At 71.7% G+C, this 18,862-nt stretch carries 19 protein-coding genes; 9 read left to right on the top strand and 10 right to left on the bottom strand.

Annotated elements, in window-relative coordinates:
• Positions 1-25: 25 nt before the first annotated feature.
• Both CP980_RS12290 and CP980_RS12285 read right to left on the bottom strand, forming a co-directional pair.
• Positions 26-787: a glycerophosphodiester phosphodiesterase gene (locus CP980_RS12290; protein ID WP_132756431.1), complete on the bottom strand. Its 762-nt coding sequence runs from the start codon at positions 785-787 to the stop codon at positions 26-28.
• A 282-nt stretch (positions 788-1,069) separates the two neighbouring features.
• Positions 1,070-2,737, bottom strand: coding sequence for a fumarate hydratase (locus tag CP980_RS12285; RefSeq protein WP_099889696.1), 1,668 nt, complete (start codon positions 2,735-2,737; stop codon positions 1,070-1,072).
• A 160-nt stretch (positions 2,738-2,897) separates the two neighbouring features.
• Between CP980_RS12285 and CP980_RS12280 the strand changes: the two genes are divergently transcribed.
• From CP980_RS12280 to CP980_RS12270, 3 genes are all read left to right on the top strand, one after another.
• Positions 2,898-3,575 carry a DUF1707 SHOCT-like domain-containing protein gene (locus tag CP980_RS12280; protein ID WP_150528162.1) on the top strand — a complete coding sequence of 226 codons (678 nt, stop codon included), beginning with the start codon at positions 2,898-2,900 and terminating at the stop codon, positions 3,573-3,575.
• A 68-nt stretch (positions 3,576-3,643) separates the two neighbouring features.
• Positions 3,644-4,243, top strand: coding sequence for a TIGR03086 family metal-binding protein (locus tag CP980_RS12275; protein WP_150528161.1), 600 nt, complete (start codon positions 3,644-3,646; stop codon positions 4,241-4,243).
• A 208-nt stretch (positions 4,244-4,451) separates the two neighbouring features.
• Complete coding sequence (locus CP980_RS12270) at positions 4,452-4,850, top strand: WhiB family transcriptional regulator (protein ID WP_099889694.1); 399 nt, start codon at positions 4,452-4,454, stop codon at positions 4,848-4,850.
• A gap of 90 nt (positions 4,851-4,940) precedes the next feature.
• On the opposite strand, the gene glpX is transcribed toward CP980_RS12270, so the two are convergent.
• Positions 4,941-5,972, bottom strand: a complete 1,032-nt coding sequence (gene glpX / locus CP980_RS12265) for a class II fructose-bisphosphatase (protein WP_132756439.1) — start codon at positions 5,970-5,972, stop codon at positions 4,941-4,943.
• 224 nt (positions 5,973-6,196) lie between these two features.
• Here glpX and CP980_RS12260 point away from each other — a divergent pair, with 224 nt between their 5' ends.
• Entirely contained in the window at positions 6,197-6,721 is a 525-nt protein-coding gene (locus tag CP980_RS12260; RefSeq protein ID WP_229906960.1) for a DUF4245 domain-containing protein, read from the top strand.
• A gap of 141 nt (positions 6,722-6,862) precedes the next feature.
• On the opposite strand, the gene CP980_RS12255 is transcribed toward CP980_RS12260, so the two are convergent.
• From CP980_RS12255 to CP980_RS12240, 4 genes are all read right to left on the bottom strand, one after another.
• Positions 6,863-7,453 carry a malonic semialdehyde reductase gene (locus CP980_RS12255; protein ID WP_099889691.1) on the bottom strand — a complete coding sequence of 197 codons (591 nt, stop codon included), beginning with the start codon at positions 7,451-7,453 and terminating at the stop codon, positions 6,863-6,865.
• A 118-nt stretch (positions 7,454-7,571) separates the two neighbouring features.
• Positions 7,572-7,826, bottom strand: a complete 255-nt coding sequence (locus CP980_RS12250) for an exodeoxyribonuclease VII small subunit (protein WP_132756441.1) — start codon at positions 7,824-7,826, stop codon at positions 7,572-7,574.
• Positions 7,823-9,064 carry an exodeoxyribonuclease VII large subunit gene (gene xseA / locus CP980_RS12245; protein WP_150528160.1) on the bottom strand — a complete coding sequence of 414 codons (1,242 nt, stop codon included), beginning with the start codon at positions 9,062-9,064 and terminating at the stop codon, positions 7,823-7,825. Before xseA ends, CP980_RS12250 begins: the two co-directional genes overlap by 4 nt.
• A gap of 117 nt (positions 9,065-9,181) precedes the next feature.
• Positions 9,182-10,549, bottom strand: coding sequence for an APC family permease (locus tag CP980_RS12240; RefSeq protein WP_150528159.1), 1,368 nt, complete (start codon positions 10,547-10,549; stop codon positions 9,182-9,184).
• 86 nt (positions 10,550-10,635) lie between these two features.
• On the opposite strand from CP980_RS12240, the gene CP980_RS12235 reads away from it, so the two are divergent.
• Entirely contained in the window at positions 10,636-11,640 is a 1,005-nt protein-coding gene (locus CP980_RS12235; protein ID WP_189998493.1) for a 4-hydroxy-3-methylbut-2-enyl diphosphate reductase, read from the top strand.
• A gap of 26 nt (positions 11,641-11,666) precedes the next feature.
• Entirely contained in the window at positions 11,667-12,413 is a 747-nt protein-coding gene (gene ppgK, locus CP980_RS12230; protein WP_132756449.1) for a polyphosphate--glucose phosphotransferase, read from the top strand.
• Between the two features lie 5 nt (positions 12,414-12,418).
• Here ppgK and CP980_RS35085 read toward each other — a convergent pair whose 3' ends face one another.
• Positions 12,419-12,964, bottom strand: coding sequence for a DUF6542 domain-containing protein (locus CP980_RS35085; RefSeq protein ID WP_165937266.1), 546 nt, complete (start codon positions 12,962-12,964; stop codon positions 12,419-12,421).
• Between the two features lie 135 nt (positions 12,965-13,099).
• Between CP980_RS35085 and ychF the strand changes: the two genes are divergently transcribed.
• Complete coding sequence (gene ychF / locus CP980_RS12220) at positions 13,100-14,188, top strand: redox-regulated ATPase YchF (protein ID WP_099889686.1); 1,089 nt, start codon at positions 13,100-13,102, stop codon at positions 14,186-14,188.
• A 134-nt stretch (positions 14,189-14,322) separates the two neighbouring features.
• On the opposite strand, the gene CP980_RS12215 is transcribed toward ychF, so the two are convergent.
• Positions 14,323-14,586 carry a type II toxin-antitoxin system RelE family toxin gene (locus CP980_RS12215; protein WP_132756451.1) on the bottom strand — a complete coding sequence of 88 codons (264 nt, stop codon included), beginning with the start codon at positions 14,584-14,586 and terminating at the stop codon, positions 14,323-14,325.
• Positions 14,579-14,848 carry a type II toxin-antitoxin system Phd/YefM family antitoxin gene (locus CP980_RS12210; protein ID WP_071271322.1) on the bottom strand — a complete coding sequence of 90 codons (270 nt, stop codon included), beginning with the start codon at positions 14,846-14,848 and terminating at the stop codon, positions 14,579-14,581. The genes CP980_RS12215 and CP980_RS12210 overlap by 8 nt, the downstream gene beginning before the upstream one ends.
• Before the next feature lie 312 nt (positions 14,849-15,160).
• On the opposite strand from CP980_RS12210, the gene CP980_RS12205 reads away from it, so the two are divergent.
• Both CP980_RS12205 and CP980_RS12200 read left to right on the top strand, forming a co-directional pair.
• Positions 15,161-18,403 (top strand): M36 family metallopeptidase, encoded by a 3,243-nt coding sequence (locus tag CP980_RS12205; protein ID WP_150528158.1) that lies wholly within the window; start codon positions 15,161-15,163, stop codon positions 18,401-18,403.
• Entirely contained in the window at positions 18,396-18,860 is a 465-nt protein-coding gene (locus tag CP980_RS12200) for a hypothetical protein (RefSeq protein ID WP_150528157.1), read from the top strand. Before CP980_RS12205 ends, CP980_RS12200 begins: the two co-directional genes overlap by 8 nt.
• Positions 18,861-18,862: the final 2 nt, after the last annotated feature.

Here is an 18,862-nt window from a genome sequence, read left to right as displayed (position 1 = left end):
GTGTCCTCCACGTCCTCGGCAGGGCTCACAGCCGGCGCAGATGCTCACGCACCTCGCGCGGCCGATTGGTGATCAAGGTGTCCACGCCCAGCCGCACGCACAGCTCGACGTCCTCCGGCTCGTCGACCGTCCAGACGCGCACGCGCAGCCCCTTGGCCTTCAGCCGCGCCACCAGCCCCGGGTCCCTGCGCACCAGGTCGATACCGGGACCGGCGTGCCCGGCGAACGGCGGCCGCACCGGCCGCAGCCGCCGCTCGATGAGGTACACCGCGGGCAGCCCGGGAGCCAGCCGGTTCAGCCGCACCAGGGCGTTGCGGGAGAAGCTCATCACCTCGACCCGGCCGTCGGAGCCGTCGGCGAGCCCGTGCTCCTTGAGCACCCGTACGAGCTCGGCCTCCAGCCGGCCGCCGGCGCGGGTGGGGTGCTTGGTCTCGACGGCCAGCCCGACGGGCCGGTCGGCGGCCAGCGCCTCCTTGAGCAGGTCCTCGAAGAGCAGCACCTGCGCCCCGCGGTGCGCCTCGCCCTTCCAGCCGCCGAAGTCGAGCCCGGCCAGCTCCTCGTACGTCATGGCGGAGACGACCCCGCGCCCGTCGGAGGTCCGCTCGACCCGCCGGTCGTGCACGCACACGAGCCGCCCGTCGGCACTCAGCCGTACGTCGCACTCCAGCGCGTCGGCGCCGTCGTCGATGGCCTGGCGGTAGGCGGCGAGGGTGTGCTCGGGGTGCTCGTGCGAGGCTCCCCGGTGGGCGATGACCCGTACATCGCGGGCGGTGGCGAGTGAACTCATGCCCCGACGTTATCCGGATGCGGTGACCGTCCCGGTACGGGATGCTGCGCGGATGGCTGAACACACGGTGATGCTCCACTGCGAACCGTGCGGCTCGTGCCGGTTCGAGGCGTGGCAGCACGTCGTCGCCGGCCGGCTGCGCCGGGTTCACGCTTTCGCAACTGCGCGCGGCGCGGGAGGACGGCCTGGAGGCGACCCCGGTGGAGGCGGAACTGCTGCGCGGCGGGCCCCGGGGGTGATCGTCCCGGGGCCCGCCGTGGTGGGGCGATCGCGCCCCGCCGGTTACGCCAGGCCCGGGCCGCGGACCGGGATGTGGGTGAACGTGGGCTCCGGGGCGGGGTTCTGGAAGAAGTCGTTGCCCTTGTCGTCCACGACGATGAAGGCCGGGAAGTCCTCGACCTCGATCTTCCAGACCGCCTCCATGCCGAGCTCCTCGTACTCCAGGACCTCGACCTTCTTGATGCAGTCCTGGGCCAGGCGCGCCGCCGGGCCGCCGATCGAGCCGAGGTAGAAGCCGCCGTGCGTACCGCACGCGTCCGTCACCTGCTGCGAGCGGTTGCCCTTGGCCAGCATGACCTTCGAGCCGCCCGCCGCCTGGAACTGCTCGACGTACGAGTCCATGCGGCCGGCCGTCGTCGGGCCGAAGGAGCCCGAGGCGTAGCCCTCGGGGGTCTTCGCCGGGCCGGCGTAGTAGACCGGGTGGTCCTTCAGGTACTGCGGCATCGGCGCGCCCGAGTCCAGCAGTTCCTTGATCTTGGCGTGTGCGATGTCGCGCGCCACGACCAGCGGGCCCGTCAGGGAGAGCCGCGTCTTCACGGGGTGCCTGGTCAGCTCCGCGAGGATGTCGTCCATCGGCTGGTTCAGGTCGATCGACACCACGTCCGAGGACTCGGAGAGGTGCTCGTCCGTCGTCTCCGGGAGGAAGCGGGCCGGGTCGCGCTCCAGCTGCTCCAGGAAGACGCCCTCCGCGGTGATCTTCGCGGTCGCCTGGCGGTCCGCCGAGCAGGACACCGCGATGGCCACCGGCAGCGACGCGCCGTGGCGCGGGAGGCGGACGACGCGCACGTCGTGGCAGAAGTACTTGCCGCCGAACTGCGCGCCGATGCCGATCTTCTGCGTCAGCTCGAAGACCTGCTGCTCCAGCGCCTCGTCGCGGAAGCCGTGGCCCAGGGGGGAGCCCTCGCGCGGGAGCTCGTCGAGGTAGTGGGCCGAGGCGTACTTCGCGGTCTTGAGCGCGTGCTCCGCCGACGTGCCGCCGACCACGATCGCCAGGTGGTACGGCGGGCAGGCCGCGGTGCCCAGCGAACGGATCTTCTCCTCCAGGAACTTCATCATGGAGGCCTCGTTGAGGACCGCCTTCGTCTCCTGGTAGAGGAAGGACTTGTTGGCGGAGCCGCCGCCCTTGGCCATGAAGAGGAACTTGTACGCGCCGCCGTCCGTCGCGTACAGCTCGATCTGCGCGGGCAGGTTCGAGCCGGTGTTCTTCTCCTCCCACATGGTGAGGGGGGCCATCTGCGAGTAGCGCAGGTTCAGGCGCGTGTAGGCGTCGTAGATGCCGCGGGACAGGGCCGCCTCGTCGGCGCCCTCCGTCAGTACGTTCTGGCCGCGCTTGCCCATCACGATCGCCGTGCCCGTGTCCTGGCACATCGGCAGGACGCCGGCCGCCGCGATGTTCGCGTTCTTGAGGAGGTCGAGCGCGACGAACTTGTCGTTCGAGGAGGCCTCGGGGTCGTCGATGATCCGGCGCAGCTGCGCGAGGTGCGCGGGGCGCAGGAAGTGCTGGATGTCGTGGACGGCCTCTTCGGCGAGCTTGCGCAGCGCCTCGGGCTCGACCTTGAGGAACGTACGGCCGTCGGCCTCGAACGTCGAGACGCCCTCCGAGGTCACCAGCCGGTAGGGGGTGGTGTCCTCGCCCAGGGGCAGCAGGTCGGTGTAGGCAAACTCTGGCATGACGGCAGTCGTTCCTCACTCGGCAGACGGCGCTGACGACCATTTGGCAGCGCGGCTATCCAGCGTAGGACCTCCGTGCCGGGCCGCGTCTGTGAGGTAAGGCTCACTGTCAACTGCGGGCGACTATCGCGATCTATCGCGTATCGCTATGCTGGCTGACGTGGACCTGGAAAAGAAGCCTGCCGCGCCTGCCGCCGCCCCCGCCGAACTGCGGGCCTCCGATGCCGATCGCGACCGGATCGCGCACATCCTGGCCGATGCCCTCGCCGAGGGCCGGCTCACCGCCGACGAGCACTCCGAGCGGCTGGACTCGCTGTACACCGTGAAGACCGTCGGCGAGCTGGAGGTGCTCGTACGGGACCTCCCGGCGCCCGGCGGCCCCGCCGCGGCGCCCGCGTACGGGCGGCAGCACCCCGGCCCGACCGCCACCGGCCGGGCGCCGGTCTCGGAGACCGTGGTCGCCGTGTGCAGCAGCTCCACCCGCAAGGGCCGCTGGCGGCCGGGCCCGCACACCCGCGTGGTCTCGGTCCTCGGCGACGTCACCATCGACCTGACCGAGGCCGTCTTCGAGCAGCAGGTCACCGAGATCGAGGTGACGAGCGTCCTCGGGAACGTCGAGATCACGGTCCCGGAGAACGTGACGCTCCGCGGCTACGGCAGCGGCGTCCTCGGCAACTTCGAGGTGCACGGCGAGGGCCGCGCCGAGACCACCGACCCGAGCGCGCCGGTCGTGATCATCCGCGGCTTCGCCCTGCTCGGCAACATCGAGGCCCGGCCCAAGCTGGGCGCCCGCCTCGTCGACCTGGCACTCAAGCTGCGCAAGCGCCTCCAGAGCTAGGGCGTGTCTTTCGCCGTGCCCCGCGCCGTGCCCCGCGGAGCATGCCGGGCCCGTCCTACGATCGGCCCATGACCGCATCCGGGTGGGACCTGCTCGATCACGCCCACGCGGCGCTGCGCTCCGTCGCGGACGCGGTGCCCGCCGACGGCTGGGGCCGCCCGACCCCCTGCGAACGGTGGAATGCCGGCCAAGTGCTCCGGCACGCGGCCGGCGACCAGCTCGCCTACGCCGCCCGCCTGACCGGCGGTCCCGGACCGGCCGAGGACCCGTTCGCACCCTCCGACACCCTGGCCGGCGCCCCCGCGCAGCTGCTGGAGCCGGCCCTCGAAGCCGCTGCCGGGGCCTTCGCCGGCGTCGCGCCCGGTACGCCCGAGGTCGCCGTCCCGCTGCCCCCGTTCAGCCTCCCCGCCGAGACCGCCGTCGGCGCGGCCGCGCTCGACGCCGCCGTCCACGCCTGGGACATCGCCGTCGCCACCGGCCTGCCCTCCCCGCTGACCCCGGCCCTCGCCGCGGCCCTGCGCCCGGCTGCGCAGGTGCTCGCCGAGCCCTTGCGCGGCTTCGCGTACGGCCCGGCGCTGCCGATCGCCCCCGGCGCGGCCGGCGACCCGGTCGCCTCGCTGCTCGCCTTCCTCGGCCGCCGGCCCGGCTGGACGCCCCCGGACGCGTGACGAGGGGGCTCAGGGGTGCGGGGGCGCCGGGCGTGAACGGGCCCGCGCGCGGGCGTGCGCGGGCGTGCGCGGACGCATGCCGGCGTCGCCTTTCGGTCGAAGTTCGGCGGGGTGGCGCCCTCGGTCCACGCAGTGCTTAGGGGCGCGCACAGCGGGTAGGGACAGGTGCATCGTCTCTCGCTTGCGTATACGTCGTCAGGAGTAGGCCGTGCCGCATCCGCCGCATCAGTCCCTGCAGGTAGCCGCCGTACCGAGCCTTCAGGCGCGTCCGGCCGCCGTACCGAAGCCGCGGGTGCCGGCGAGGGAAGATGACGGCCCATGGCACGCGGAGGCGGTGTGCCGCCGGGACGAGGCGGGGCTGTTCTTCGCCCCCTCCAAGGAGCCCACGGCGGCCCGGCTCTCCCGCGAGGAGGCCGCGAAGCGGGTCTGCGCGCGCTGCCCGGTCATGGTCGCCTGCCGCGAGCACGCACTGCTCCAGCCCGAGCCGTACGGGGTGTGGGGCGGTCTCACCGCGGCCGAGCGCCGCGTGGTGCTGGCCCGCCGCAGGCGCCGCGCGGCGGAGCTGCGCCAAGCGCCCGGGGCCGGGTCCATAGCCGCCGCGGGCTGAGTCCCGTACGTACGAGAGCGAGAGGGGCGCCCACCGCCGCACGCGGTGGGCGCCCCTCTCGCCGTACCTGCTGCCCTGTTCGCAGGCTTCCTACTGGGCGCGGTCGAAGTCGATCGCGCTGTACGCGCGCAGCTTCGACAGCCGGTGGGTCGAGTCGATCTGCCGGATCGTGCCGGACTTCGAGCGCATGACCAGCGAGGACGTGGTCGCGGTCTCCGAGCGGTAGTGCACGCCGCGCAGAAGCTCGCCGTCCGTGATGCCGGTGGCGACGAAGAAGACGTTCTCGCCGGAGACCAGGTCGTTGGTGTGCAGGACCCGGTCCAGGTCGTGGCCGGCGTCGATGGCCTTCTGGCGCTCCGCCTCGTCCTTCGGCCACAGCTTGCCCTGGATCGTGCCGCCGAGGCACTTGATGGCGCAGGCCGAGATGATGCCCTCGGGGGTGCCGCCGATGCCGAGGAGCAGGTCCACGCCGGTGCCCTCGCGGACGGCCATGACCGAGCCCGCGACGTCGCCGTCCGAGATGAACTTGATGCGCGCGCCCGTCTCGCGGATCTCCTTGACGATGCCCTCGTGGCGGGGGCGGTCCAGGATGATCACCGTGACGTCCTCGACGGCCATCCTCTTGGCCTTGGCGACGCGGCGGATGTTGACCGAGACCGGGGCGTTGATGTCGACGAAGTCGGCGGCCTCGGGGCCGGTGACCAGCTTCTCCATGTAGAAGACCGCGGACGGGTCGAACATGGTGCCGCGGTCGGCGGCGGCCAGAACGGCGATGGCGTTCGGCATGCCCTTGGCGTTCAGGGTGGTGCCGTCGATCGGGTCGACCGCGATGTCCACCTCGGCACCGGTGCCGTCGCCGACGCGCTCGCCGTTGAACAGCATCGGGGCTTCGTCCTTCTCGCCCTCGCCGATGACGACGACGCCGTTCATCGAGACGGTGGAGATCAGGGTCCGCATCGCGTTGACCGCGGCGCCGTCGGCGCCGAGCTTGTCGCCGCGCCCGACCCACCGGCCCGCGGCCATGGCGGCGGCCTCGGTCACCCGGACGAGTTCCAGGGCCAGGTTGCGGTCGGGGGCCTCCGGAGAGACTTCGAGCTGGGGCGGCAGGTTGTGCTCGGTCATCGGAGCGCACCTTTCTGTACGGCGACGGCCGGGAAGTGAGGGTGCTGGAACTCTATCGGTACGTCGACAAATTGAGCAGACCGGGTCACGTATGAGCGGAATACCGGTCAGGCGTTTGGCGTGAGCGGACATCTTGCGGAACGGCTCGCGGCCCCGGGCGGGCGACGCGCCGACCCCGGCGGAGATCACTCCCGGTCATGGGGGACGATGGTGGCGTGGCAGGTATGAAGGGCAAGCAGACGGTCTGGGACATGGTCCGGTCGCTGGCGGTGATCGGTGTCGTCGTGGCGGGGATCTACATCTTCATCCCACATGACGAGAAGGCCGATCCGACACACGTGGTCGACTACCGGGTGGAGACGATCACCGCCCGGCGCGCGGCGCCGTATCCGGTGGCGGCGCCCGTGGGGCTCCCCGCGCAGTGGCGGGCGACCTCGGTGACGTACGACCGCAAGGCGGGGAACGCCTGGCACCTGGGGTTCCTGGACCCGAAGGGCCAGTACGTCGCGATCGAGCAGTCCAGCGACGCCTCGGCCAAGCACCTGGCCTCCGTCACCCAGAAGGCCGAGCCGACCGGGCAGACGCAGCAGATCGGCGACCTGGTGTGGGAGCGCTGGGAGGGCGAGAAGTACGACGCCCTCGTCCGGCAGGAGCAGGGCTACGCCACGGTCGTGACCGGTACGGCCTCCTTCGAGGACCTGGGTGCGATGGTGGCGGCGCTGGAGTTCAAGCAGGGCGCGCAGCAGTGACGTCGTGACGCCGTGAGGCAGTGAGCCGTGAGGCACTGAGACGCCGTGAGGCAGTGACGCAAGGTCCCCGTGGCATACGAGAAGGCCGCTCCCCGGAACCCCGGGGGAGCGGCCTTCTGCGTACGCGTGCCGGACCCGGCCTCAGACGGTGGTGATGACCTCGTCGAAGCTCAGGCGCGGGGAGCGGTCGAACCAGGCGGCCTCGCCCGGCTTGCCGATGTTGACGACCATGATCGGGGTGTGGTCGGCGTCCAGGAACTCCTTCTGGATGCCGGCGAGGTCGGCGCCGGTCATCGGGCCCGCGGCCAGGCCGGCGGCGCGGACGCCCACGATGAAGTAGGCGGCCTGAAGGGCTGCGTTCACCAGCGCGGACTGCTCACGCACCGGGCGCTCGGAGAAGAACATGTCCTTGGCCGGCGGGAAGTGCGGCAGCAGGCGCGGCAGCTCCTCGTGGAACTCGTTGTCCGCGGAGAGGATCGCGACGAGCGGCGCGGCGGCGGTCTTGGCCTGGTTGCCCTCGGCCATGTGCTTCACCAGGCGCTCGCGTGCCTCGGGGGAACGGACCAGGGTGATGCGCAGCGGGGTGCCGTTGAAAGCGGTCGGGCCGAACTTCACCAGGTCGTAGATCGCCTGGACCTGCTCCTCGGTCACCGGCTCGTCGGAGAACGAGTTGGCGGTGCGGGCCTCGCGGAACAGCAGGTCCTGGGCGGCGGAGTCGAGAACGAGAGACATCGGAAAGCCTTCTTCCATACATGCGGAGGTGAAGCGATGCCCCGACTCTAAGCCGAAAGTGGTAGAACTTTCAACTAAATCTGCTGGAGGATGACTCACATCACGTTTGACGGGCTGCTCAGGCGTCCCGCCCGTCGCTCTCGCCGCTCGTCCCGCCGCCGTCGGCCCCCGCCTCCCGGGCCGCCAGCGCCGAGTCGAGCCGGGCGCGGGCGCCCTCCAGCCAGCGCCGGCAGACCTGGGCGAGTTCTTCCCCGCGCTCCCAGAGCGCGAGCGAGTCCTCCAGCGAGGTGCCGCCGGCCTCCAGCTTGCGGACGACCTCGATGAGCTCGTCCCGGGCCTGCTCGTACCCCAACGAGGTATCGGTTTCCGTCATTCCCGTCCCGCCTTGTCCGTGTCGTCGTCCATCGAATCCACCCGTACGCAGAACTCGCCCTGCGCGACCCGCGCCCGCAGCACCTCGTCCCCGGACACCTCCTCCGGCGAGCGCACCACGTGCCCGTCCGCCCGCTGGAGCACGGCGTACCCCCGCTCCAGCGTCGCCGCCGGGGAGAGCGCCACCACCCGGGCCAGGGTGTGCGCCAGCTCCGAATCCGCCCGGTCCAGCAGGTGCCCCAGCGTCCGCCGGGTCCGCCCCAGCAGGGCCTCCAGCTCCGCCTCGCGCGTCTCCACCATCCGCTGGGGATGGACGAAGACCGGCCGGGCCAGTGCGTGCGCGAGCCCGCGCTCCTCCCGGTCGAGCAGCCCGCGCACGGCCCGCAGCCCCCGGCCCTGGAGCTGGCGTACCCGCTCCAGCTCCTCGCCCACGTCCGGGACCACCTTCTTCGCCGCGTCCGTGGGGGTGGAGGCCCGCAGGTCCGCGACGAGGTCCAGCAGCGGGGAGTCGGGCTCGTGCCCGATCGCCGAGACCACGGGCGTACGGGCCGCCGCGACCGTGCGTACGACCTCCTCGTCGGAGAACGGCAGCAGGTCCTCCACGCTGCCCCCGCCGCGCGCCACGATGATCACGTCGACCTCGTCGAGGGCGTCGAGCTCCTTGACCGCCCGGATCACCTGGGGCACCGCGTTCACCCCCTGGACCGCGACGTTGCGCACCTCGAAGCGGACCGCCGGCCAGCGCCGCCGGGCGTTCTCCAGTACGTCCCGCTCGGCCGCCGAGGCCCGCCCGACCACCAGCCCGATGAGCTGGGGCAGGAAGGGCAGCGGCTTCTTGCGGTCCGGCGCGAACAGGCCCTCCGAGGCGAGCGAGCGCTTGAGCTTCTCCAGCCGGGCGAGCAGCTCGCCGATGCCGACGGGCCGTATCTCCGTCGCCCGCAGCGAGAGCTGCCCGCGCGGCGCGTACCACTCGGGCTTGGCCAGGACGACGACCCGCGCGCCCTCCGTCACGACGTCCGCGACCTCGTCGAAGACCTGGCGGTAGCAGGTGACGCTGAGGGAGATGTCGTGCGAGGGGTCGCGCAGCGTCAGGAAGACCACCCCCGCCCCCGGCCGCCGCGAGAGCTGCGTGATCTGCCCCTCCACCCACACCTGGCCCAGCCGGTCGATCCAGCCCCCGATGAGCCGGGACACCCGGCCGACCGGCAGCGGCGCGTCAGCCGACGTATTCAGACCCATGTACGCAGGCTATCCGCCCGCGCCGACAGCCACACTGACAGGGCTTCAGGGGCCGGCCGCGGTGTCGGGACCGGTCCGGTCCGAACGAAGCCGCCCGGCCCGACCGGCACGACACCCCTAGGCCGTGTCCTCCGGGTCGCGGCGCGTTCCCTGGAGCGCCAGGACCGCCAGCCCCACCGCCAGCCAGACCGCGCCGACCACCTGCGCCGTCCAGGCCGCCTCCACGATCACCGCGATCGTCACGGCCGCACCCAGCACCGGCAGCAGCAGGTGCTTCCACCAGACCGGGGGCCCCGCCCCCCGCTTGACCACGAACCAGCCCACCACCGAGGCGTGCAGCAGCGTGAACGCCACCAGCGCGCCCACGTCCACCACCGAGACCAGCTGGTCCAGCCCGTCGTCGCGGCGCGCCGCCCACACCGCCGCGACCAGCGTGATCGTCGCCGCCACCAGCAGCGCCGGCCGCGGGGTCCCGTCCGAGGTGCGCGCGAGCACCCCTGGCAGCCGCCGCTCGCGGGCCATCGCGAACACCAGCCGCCCGGCCGCCGCCTGCCCGGCCAGCGCCGCGAAGGCCGCCCCGATCGCCTTGCTGACCGCGACCAGATCGTGCAGCCAGGTCCCGACCGAGGACTCCACCGCGGTGTAGAACGCCGGGCCCTGCTGCGCCGGATCGGCCGCCAGCTGCGCCGAGGACACCGGCATCAGCAGCGCCGCCAGGTAGCTCTGCACAACGAACAGCACCCCGGCCAGCGCCAGACAGAAGAGCACCGCCCGCGCCACCCGCGCCGAGCCCCCCGTCACCTCCTCCGCGAACGAGGCGATCGCGTCGAAGCCGAGGTACGAGAGCACCGCCACCGACACCGCGCCCAGCACGGCCGCCAGGGAGAAGCCCAGCGAGCCGTCCCCGGTCAGCGGCGACAGCCAGCCGCGCTGCGCCCCGTCCCGTACCAGCACCGTCACCGCGGACACCACGAACACCAGCAGTACCGCGATCTCCATCGTCAGCACGGCGAAGCCCACGCGCGCGGCCGCCCGTACGCCCCACAGGTTCAGCGCGGTGGTCACCAGCACGGCCAGCGCCGTCCACACCCACCGGGAGACCTCCGGGACCAGCGCGTTCATCGCGATCCCGGAGAAGAGGTAGGCGACCGCCGGGATCAGCAGGTAGTCGAGCATCGCCATCCAGCCGGCGATCAGCCCCGCGCCCTCGCCGAGTCCCTTGCGGGCGTACGTGAAGACCGAGCCGGCCTGCGGGGCCACCCGGACCATCTGTGCGTAACTGAAGGCCGTGAAGGCCATCGCCACCGTCGCGCAGAGGTAGACGAGCGCCACGGCGCCGTGCGATTTCGCGTCGAGGGTGCCGAAGACCCCGACCGGGGCCATGGGGGCGATGAAGAGGAGCCCGTACACGACCAGGTCCCGGAACCCGAGGCTCCGCCGGAGGGCCGCCCTCGGCGCCGTACCGGGATCCGTCACGGACGCCATCATTCCTCCGAGGGGCGGTCGGCTCGTACGTTCGACCCAGTCTGTGCCGAACGGGCGACGCCCGGCCTCCTGGAGACCCCCGTACGATGGACCGCATGACTGCTGCCGCCCCTGTTCCCGCTTCCCGACGCGTCCTGCTCGCCGCCCCGCGCGGCTACTGCGCGGGCGTGGACCGAGCCGTGATCGCCGTCGAGAAGGCCCTTGAGCAGTACGGCGCGCCGGTCTACGTGCGCCACGAGATCGTGCACAACAAGTACGTCGTGCAGACCCTGGAGAAGAAGGGCGCCATCTTCGTCGAGCGGACGGAGGAGGTCCCCGAGGGCTCCATCGTGATGTTCTCCGCCCACGGCGTGGCGCCGGTGGTGCACGAGGAGGCGGCGCGCGGCAAGCTGGCGACGATCGACGCGACCTGCCCGCTGGTCACCAAGGTGCACAAGGAAGCGATCCGGTACGCCAACGAGGACTTCGACATCCTCCTCATCGGCCACGAGGGCCACGAGGAGGTCATCGGCACCTCGGGCGAGGCGCCGGACCACATCACGATCGTGGACGGCCCGCACGACGTGGAGAAGGTCCAGGTCCGGGACGAGTCGAAGGTCGTCTGGCTGTCCCAGACCACTCTCTCGGTCGACGAGACGATGGAGACGGTCGACGCGCTGAAGACCAAGTTCCCGCTGCTGGTCTCGCCGCCGAGCGACGACATCTGCTACGCCACCTCCAACCGCCAGGCGGCGGTGAAGGTGATGGGCGCCGACTCCGACCTGGTCATCGTGGTCGGCTCCAAGAACTCCTCGAACTCCATCCGCCTCGTCGAGGTGGCCAAGGACGCCGGCGCCCGCGCCGCGCACCTGGTGGACTTCGCGAGCGAGATCGACGAGGCCTGGCTGGAGGGCGTCACCACGGTCGGCCTGACCTCGGGCGCCTCGGTGCCGGAGGTGCTGGTCGAGGAGGTCCTGGAGTGGCTGGCCGCCCGCGGCTACGCGGACGTGGAGATCGTCAAGACGGCGGAGGAGTCCATCACCTTCTCCCTGCCGAAGGAGCTGCGCCGCGACCTGCGCGCCGAAGCGGCCTCGCTGGTCGCCGAGAAGTAGGCCGTTTCGTTTCGTACGGTGTGTCCATGCAGATCTTCGGTGTGGACATCGGCGGTTCCGGGATCAAGGGCGCTCCCGCGGACCTGGACCGTGGCGAGCTGGCGCAGGAGCGCCACAAGGTACTGACACCGCAGCCGGCCACCCCCGACGGGGTGGCCGGCTGTGTCGTCGAGGTGGTGCGCCACTTCGACTGGGACGGACCGGTGGGGGTGACGTTCCCGGGGGTGGTCACCGGCGGGGTGACCCGGACGGCGGCCAACATGGACAAGGGCTGGATCGGCGTCGACACGGCCACCCTGCTCTCGCAGCGGCTCGGAGGCCAGCCGGTCACGGTGCTCAACGACGCGGACGCGGCCGGGATCGCGGAGATGACTTACGGCGCGGGCAAGGGCCGCGGCGGGACGGTGATCATGCTGACGCTGGGCACGGGCATCGGCAGCGCGCTGTTCACGGACGGCCGGCTCGTGCCGAACACCGAGCTCGGCCACCTGGAGCTCAAGGGCCACGACGCGGAGAAGCGGGCGTCGGTCAAGGCCAAGGAGGACGGGGACCTGACCTGGGAGCGCTGGGCGCACCGGGTGCAGCGGTACCTGGAGCACGTGGAGATGCTCTTCTCCCCGGACCTGTTCATCATCGGCGGCGGCGTCAGCCGCAAGCCGGAGAAGTTCCTTCCGCTGATCGAGGACGTACGGGCCGAGATCGTGCCGGCGAAGCTCCAGAACAACGCGGGGATCGTGGGGGCGGCAATGGCGGCGCGCGGCCTGAAGCAGTGAGGTGATCAGGCCGTCCGGCGCGGGAGCCTGCGCCGGGAGATGAGCACGGCCTTGCGCACGACGACGATCAGCGCCGAGACGAGGGTCCCGCCGTACAGCCAGCCGGCGTGCAGCGACAGGGCGGACACGATGCCCATGACCTCCGCGCCGAAGCCGCCGGAGCCGCCGGAGATCGGCCAGACTCCGGCGGCGAAGGCGATCGGCGCGGAGATCGGCGCGGTGATCAGGTCGGCGGGGCGCACCCAGAGGGCGGTGGCGGCCGCGACGGGCAGGAAGAGCAGCCCGTACGCGAGCAGCGAGCCGCCGAAGAGCAGCCAGGAGACCCCGCCGGCCAGGGTCATCGCGACGCAGGCGAACAGCCCGCCGCCGAGCCCGGTCAGCCGGGGCCTGGGCATCCGTACGCGCACCCCCCGGGCGGCCGCGGGCCGCGGCCGGCCGCCGCCGCCCTGGGCGGGTACGCCGCCGATGGGCCGGTCCGGGCGCCGCAGCGGCGCCCGCTCCGGCTGCTGTCGCTGCGGGTGATCCACCGAACGCGTCTTGTAGTGCTCCACCCCACCACGCTAGGCGGGCCGAGCGCGGTATCGGTGTGGGGACACGCGTACAACGAGTGCCACTCATCGGAAAGTAAACTGTCCGGTGGCCCACTCCCGGGCCGCCGCCCCCTCCAGCTACGGGAAGTCGCCAACGTGTCGCTCACGATCGGAATCGTCGGCCTGCCGAATGTCGGCAAGTCGACCCTGTTCAACGCCCTGACCAAGAACGACGTGCTGGCGGCCAACTACCCGTTCGCCACCATCGAGCCGAACGTCGGCGTCGTCGGCGTCCCGGACCCGCGCCTGGCCGTCCTCGCCGGCATCTTCGGCTCGCAGCGCGTCCTGCCGGCGACGGTCGACTTCGTCGACATCGCGGGCATCGTGCGCGGCGCCTCGGAGGGTGAGGGCCTGGGCAACAAGTTCCTGGCGAACATCCGTGAGTCGGACGCGATCTGCCAGGTCATCCGTGCCTTCAAGGACGAGAACGTCGTGCACGTCGACGGCAAGGTCTCGCCGAAGGACGACATCGAGACGATCAACACCGAGCTGATCCTCGCCGACCTCCAGTCCATCGAGAAGGCGGTGCCGCGCCTGACGAAGGAGTCCCGCCTCCAGAAGGACAAGGTCGCGGTCCTGGCGGCGGTCGAGAAGGCCCAAAAGATCCTCGAAGCGGGCGACACCCTCTTCTCGCACGGCATCACGAAGGGCACGGAGCAGGGCGACCTGCTGCACGAGCTGCACCTGCTGACGACGAAGCCGTTCCTCTACGTGTTCAACGTGGACGAGGACGAGCTGGTGGACGACGCCTTCAAGGCGGAGCAGAGCGCGCTGGTGGCCCCGGCGGAGGCGATCTTCCTCAACGCCAAGCTGGAGCAGGACCTCTCGGAGCTGGACGACGAGGAGGCCCTGGAGCTCCTCCAGTCGGTCGGCCAGGACGAGCCGGGCCTCGCCACCCTCGGCCGCGTCGGCTTCGCCACGCTGGGCCTGCAGACCTACCTGACGGCCGGCCCGAAGGAAACCCGCGCCTGGACGATCAAGCAGGGCGCCACGGCCCCCGAGGCGGCCGGCGTGATCCACACCGACTTCCAGCGCGGCTTCATCAAGGCCGAGGTCATCTCCTTCGCGGACCTGGTCGAATGCGGCTCGGTCCCCGAAGCCCGCGCCAAGGGCAAGGCCCGCATGGAGGGCAAGGACTACGTCATGCAGGACGGCGACGTGGTCGAATTCCGCTTCAACGTCTGAGCGGATGAAATAACACCACGTCGCTGACGTGGCAAACATGCAGGTCAGAAGGGGTCGGACTCTGTCGAGTCCGACCCCTTCGCCGTCACCGTGCTGGATGGGTGCTGGATATTCTGACGCGGGGTCAGCGGCAATCAGGTCTCGTAAACGGTAGACCTGTGTCCCACATGGACGACCCACACCACGAGCTCTCCGTTGTCGATCGTGTAGACGACCCGGTAGTCGCCGACTCGCAGCCGACGGCGTTCCGGCTGCGACACGAGTGCGGTGGTGTTGAACCCGAGGGGATCGCTCTCCAGCTCGGTCAGCTTGGCCAGGATGCGCAGCGCCACGTCGCGAGGGATCTTCCGAAGCTCGGCCTGCGCCTCCGGTCGGAAGACGGTCCGGTACTCACTCACCGCGCGCCAGCGTCTCCCTCATGACGTCCTCGATCGGGATGCCGGGTGCCGGGTTGGCCATGCGCTCGTCGATGATCCGGTTGATCTCGCGCTCTTCCCACTCCTGGTACTTGCGCAGCACCTCGATGGAGACGACGGCGGCGACTTCCTTGCCCCGGCGCGTGATGACCGTGGGTACGTCGTCGCGGTCCGCACGCTCCACGACTTCCGCCAGGTGGGCGCGCACGTCGCGGATGGACTCTATGGGCAGTGGCTGCGTCATGCGCTCAAGCGTACCGAGTGTGCCATGTGTACACCACTCTCCCGTGGTGCTGGATGTGCTGGATGAACCCGCACCGTGCTGGATCGGTGCGCGGATGCAGGTCAGGCCCTTCTGTTGTCCGCAACAGTCCGCAGAGGCCTCGCTTCGGGGTGGTGCCCGAGCACGGGGGCTCGGCGCGCGCAAACGGGGTGGGGCCGGACGGGTGGGCGGCGGGGCTCGTTGACGGGTGGATCTTGGTGAGTAGGGTCACGGAGCGCACGCGGTCTCGACAGCAGACCCGGGGGGAGCGTGGGCGCTCGGGAGGCTCAGGCCGTGACCAGATGGCGATTGCGCACGCGGTTGTGGACCGCGGTGACCACCACCGGCCTGTTGTTGGCCCTCGCCCCCGGACTGGCCGCTGCTGCGCCCCCGGGCGCCGCCGATCCTGCCGATCCGACCGTCCGGCGCGACCCCGCCACCGGCCACGCCCGGATGATCTTCAACTCCGGGGGGTACCTGACCCCGCCGTCCGGGCAGGCCCCCGAGCACGTCGCGCTCGCCTACGTACGCGACGACCGCGGGGAGTTCGGCCTCACCGCCCGGCAGGCCGAGCAGCTCGTCGTCGTCTCCTCGTACCCCACCCGGCACAACGGGGCCCGCCAGGTGACCATCGGCCAGAGCATCGACGGCATGCGCGTCCACGGCGGGCTCCTCACCGCCACCGTCGACAAGCGCGGCCGCCTCGTGATCCTCGGCGGCGCCGTCGTCACCGCCGAACCCGCCGGCACCGTCGAGCTGACGGCCCAGCAGGCCCTCGACCAGGCGGCCGAGGCGCAGGGCGCCCGCCCCCAGCACGCGCTGACCGGCACCGACAACCGCGACAAGGGCCGGCAGAAGTTCAAGAACGTCTACGCCAAGCGCCTCACGAAGCCCAACGACGTCACCGCCGAGCTGGTCTGGTTCCCCGCCGACTCCGGCCGCGAGCTGCGTCCCGCCTGGCTCACCGACATCGAGGTCTCCGGCACCTCCTGGTACGAGACGGTGGTCGACGCCGCCGACGGCCGGGTCCTCAGCCGTCAGAGCCGCTACCACCACGCCGGCCCCCAGGGCACCGTCTTCACGGCCCAGCACCCCGACATCGCCGGCGCCACCCGCACCGTCACCCCGTTCACCGGCCGCGACGGCTCCTGGGTCGCGGACCGCCTGACCCAGGGCAACAACGCCAACGCGTACCGGGACGAGGACGGCGACAACACGGTCCCGGACACCGGGAACGACGCGCTGCGCCCACAGTCCCCGGCGAGCGGCGACCCGAACCACCAGCACTTCGACTACACGTTCAACGACACCTGGCGCACCAACGCCAGCGCCACGCAGGCCAACCTCGACGCCGACGTCAACCCGGTCATCACGCAGCTCTTCTACTACACCAACGTGATGCACGACTACCTCTACGACCTCGGGTTCGACGAGGCGTCGCGCAACTTCCAGGTGAACAACTTCGGCCGCGGCGGCTCGGGCAACGACCCCGTCCTTGCCGAGGCGCAGGACGGCTGGGACCTCGGCTGCCTCGACGACGCCACGCCGCCGAACAAGATCCGCTGTACGAACAACGCCAACTTCGGCACCCCCGGGGACGGCACCAGCCCGCGCATGCAGATGTACATGTGGCAGCCGCCGGGCCGGCCGTACCGCGACGGTTCGCTCGACGGAGACGTCATCGCGCACGAGTACGGACACGGCGTCTCCAGCCGCCTCGTCGGCGGCGGCAACCTCGGCGACGGCCCCCAGACCGGGGCCCTCGGGGAGGGCTGGAGCGATACGATCTCCTTCCTCAAGTGGGGCGACGCGACGGTCGGAGAGTACGTCACCGGGAACACCTCCACCGGCATCCGTTCGCAGGCCTACGACACGTCCACCGAGAAGTGGGGCACCTTCAACCCCGCCCGCGGCGTGCACCGCAACGGCGAGATCTGGGCCGCGACGGTGTACGACATCCGCGAGGCGAAAGGCGTCGCGTTCACCCAGCAGCTCGTCGTCGACGGCATGAAGAACACCGTCAGCACCCCGAGCTACCTCGACGCGCGCGACGGCATCCTGGCCGCCGACATGACCAACAACGCGGGCGCCAACCAGTGCCTGCTGTGGCGGGTCTTCGCCGGCCGCGGCATGGGCGCCAACGCCGCGTCCAGCACCGACCAGACCACCGTGACCGCCGACGAGACCGTCCCGGCCGCCTGTCTGCCGACCGCGAAGGCGGGCGGTCCCTACACGGCGAACGAGGGTACGGACGTCACCCTCAGCGCGGCCGGCTCCACCAAGGGGACCGCGCCCTCGGCCGGGAACCCGGCCTCCTACGCCTGGGACCTCGACAACGACGGCCAGTACGACGACGCCACCGGGGTCACCGCCACCTTCGGCGCGGTGGGCCGGGACGGCGTCTTCCCCGTCGGGCTGAAGGTGACCGACGCCGCCGGCAACACCGACACCGACGCGACGACGGTCACCGTCGCGAACGCCGCACCGGTCGTGACGCTCGACCCGGTCACCCCGGCCGGGGAGAACAGCCCGATCACCCTCACGGGCCGGATCAGCGACGCGGGCTGGCTCGACCCGCTGACCGCCACCGTCGACTGGAAGGACGGCGCGGGCCCGCAGGAGCTCGCCGGCACGCCGGAGAACGACCGCCCGGACGCGACGCTGACCTTCACCGCGGAGCACACGTACGGGGACGACGGGACCTTCCCCGTCGAGGTCTGCGGCAGCGACGACGACACGAGGACCTGCCGGACCGTCGACGCGACGGTCTCCAACACCGCCCCGACCGCGGCGATCTCGGGCGACGGGCAGACGGCCTACAACGGGCAGAAGGCCTTCATCGCCCACGCCGGCACCCCGGTCGCCGTCACCGGCGCCTCGGCCGACCCGGGCAGCGACGACCTGACCCTGAACTGGCTGTGGGGCGACGGCGCCTCGGACGGCCTGGTCTCGCTGGTGAACCCGCCGGCCACCGACCCGGACCCGAGCCCCTCCGTCCAGCCGCGCGACGTGACGGCGACGAGGTCGCACGCGTACCCGGCGGCCTGCCTGTCCACGCTGACGCTGACCAGCACCGACGACGACGGCGGCTCCGCCTCCGACACCGCCTCCGTCATCACCACCGGCAATGTGAAGTGGGCGCACAACCAGGCGTACTGGATGAAGGAGTTCGGCGGGCCCTCTCCGAAGCACTTCACGGCCGCGCAGCGGGCCTGCCTGCTGGGCGTCGCCTCGTTCATGAGCGCCGTGTACGGGCCGCTCACCGACGCCCAGGCGTACGCGATCCTCGGCTCGGGCTCCCCGGAGCCGAGGCCGCTGCTCTCCCAGCAGCTGCTCGCGGCGTGGCTCAACTTCGCGAACGGGTCGTACGACCTGTCCACGCCGGTCGACACCGACGGCGACCGGCAGCCGGACTCGACCTTCGGGGCGGCGGTGGCGAACGCCGAGGCCGTCCACAACAACCCGGCGTCGACGCGGAACCAGCTGCTGAACCAGGTCGACGTACTGCTGCGCTTCAACGTGCGTGACGGTGGCTGACCGCCGCCTGGTGTGCCTCGCCGCCCTCGCCCTCGCTTTCACGGGGTGCGGGGGCGGCGGGGCGCGTCCGCCGCAGAAGGGGACGCACGCGTCGGGCGCGGGCGGTACGGGCGATACGGGCGATACGGGCGGCACCGGTGATCCGGAGGGCGGTACGCGGGCCACGGCGGCCGCTACGCAGCCCCCGGCGCAGGGCCGCGTCCTGACCGGGGCCGACGACGGCTTCGCGGGCCGGCTCACCGTCGGGCAGACGGCCAGGCTCCGCCTGCCCCTCCCGGAAGGCGGACCGGAACCCACCGCCGAGGGCGATGCCGTCCTGCTGATCCGCGTCAGCAACGTGACGGGCACCGGCCACCGCGAATGGGAGCTCCGCGCGGTCCACCCGGGCACCACCCGCATCAGGATCCCCCGCACGCCCACCGCCGCCCCGGCCACCCTGACCCTGACCGTCACCTGACC

The organism is Streptomyces vinaceus (assembly GCF_008704935.1).
GTDB lineage: Bacteria > Actinomycetota > Actinomycetes > Streptomycetales > Streptomycetaceae > Streptomyces > Streptomyces vinaceus.
Note: the sequence above shows the minus strand (reverse complement) of the source record. Positions and strands in the feature narration are given on the sequence as shown.

Coding starts and splice junctions, on each gene's coding strand:
- CP980_RS12250 (WP_132756441.1), bottom strand. CDS start 7,826: ATGACGGAAACCGATACCTCGTTGGGGTACGAGCAGGCCCGGGACGAG.
- CP980_RS12210 (WP_071271322.1), bottom strand. CDS start 14,848: ATGACGCAGCCACTGCCCATAGAGTCCATCCGCGACGTGCGCGCCCAC.
- glpX (WP_132756439.1), bottom strand. CDS start 5,972: ATGACCGAGCACAACCTGCCGCCCCAGCTCGAAGTCTCTCCGGAGGCC.
- CP980_RS12235 (WP_189998493.1), top strand. CDS start 10,636: ATGGACCGCATGACTGCTGCCGCCCCTGTTCCCGCTTCCCGACGCGTC.
- CP980_RS12240 (WP_150528159.1), bottom strand. CDS start 10,549: ATGGCGTCCGTGACGGATCCCGGTACGGCGCCGAGGGCGGCCCTCCGG.
- CP980_RS12285 (WP_099889696.1), bottom strand. CDS start 2,737: ATGCCAGAGTTTGCCTACACCGACCTGCTGCCCCTGGGCGAGGACACC.
- ppgK (WP_132756449.1), top strand. CDS start 11,667: ATGCAGATCTTCGGTGTGGACATCGGCGGTTCCGGGATCAAGGGCGCT.
- CP980_RS12255 (WP_099889691.1), bottom strand. CDS start 7,453: ATGTCTCTCGTTCTCGACTCCGCCGCCCAGGACCTGCTGTTCCGCGAG.
- xseA (WP_150528160.1), bottom strand. CDS start 9,064: ATGGGTCTGAATACGTCGGCTGACGCGCCGCTGCCGGTCGGCCGGGTG.
- CP980_RS12260 (WP_229906960.1), top strand. CDS start 6,197: ATGAAGGGCAAGCAGACGGTCTGGGACATGGTCCGGTCGCTGGCGGTG.
- CP980_RS12275 (WP_150528161.1), top strand. CDS start 3,644: ATGACCGCATCCGGGTGGGACCTGCTCGATCACGCCCACGCGGCGCTG.
- CP980_RS12290 (WP_132756431.1), bottom strand. CDS start 787: ATGAGTTCACTCGCCACCGCCCGCGATGTACGGGTCATCGCCCACCGG.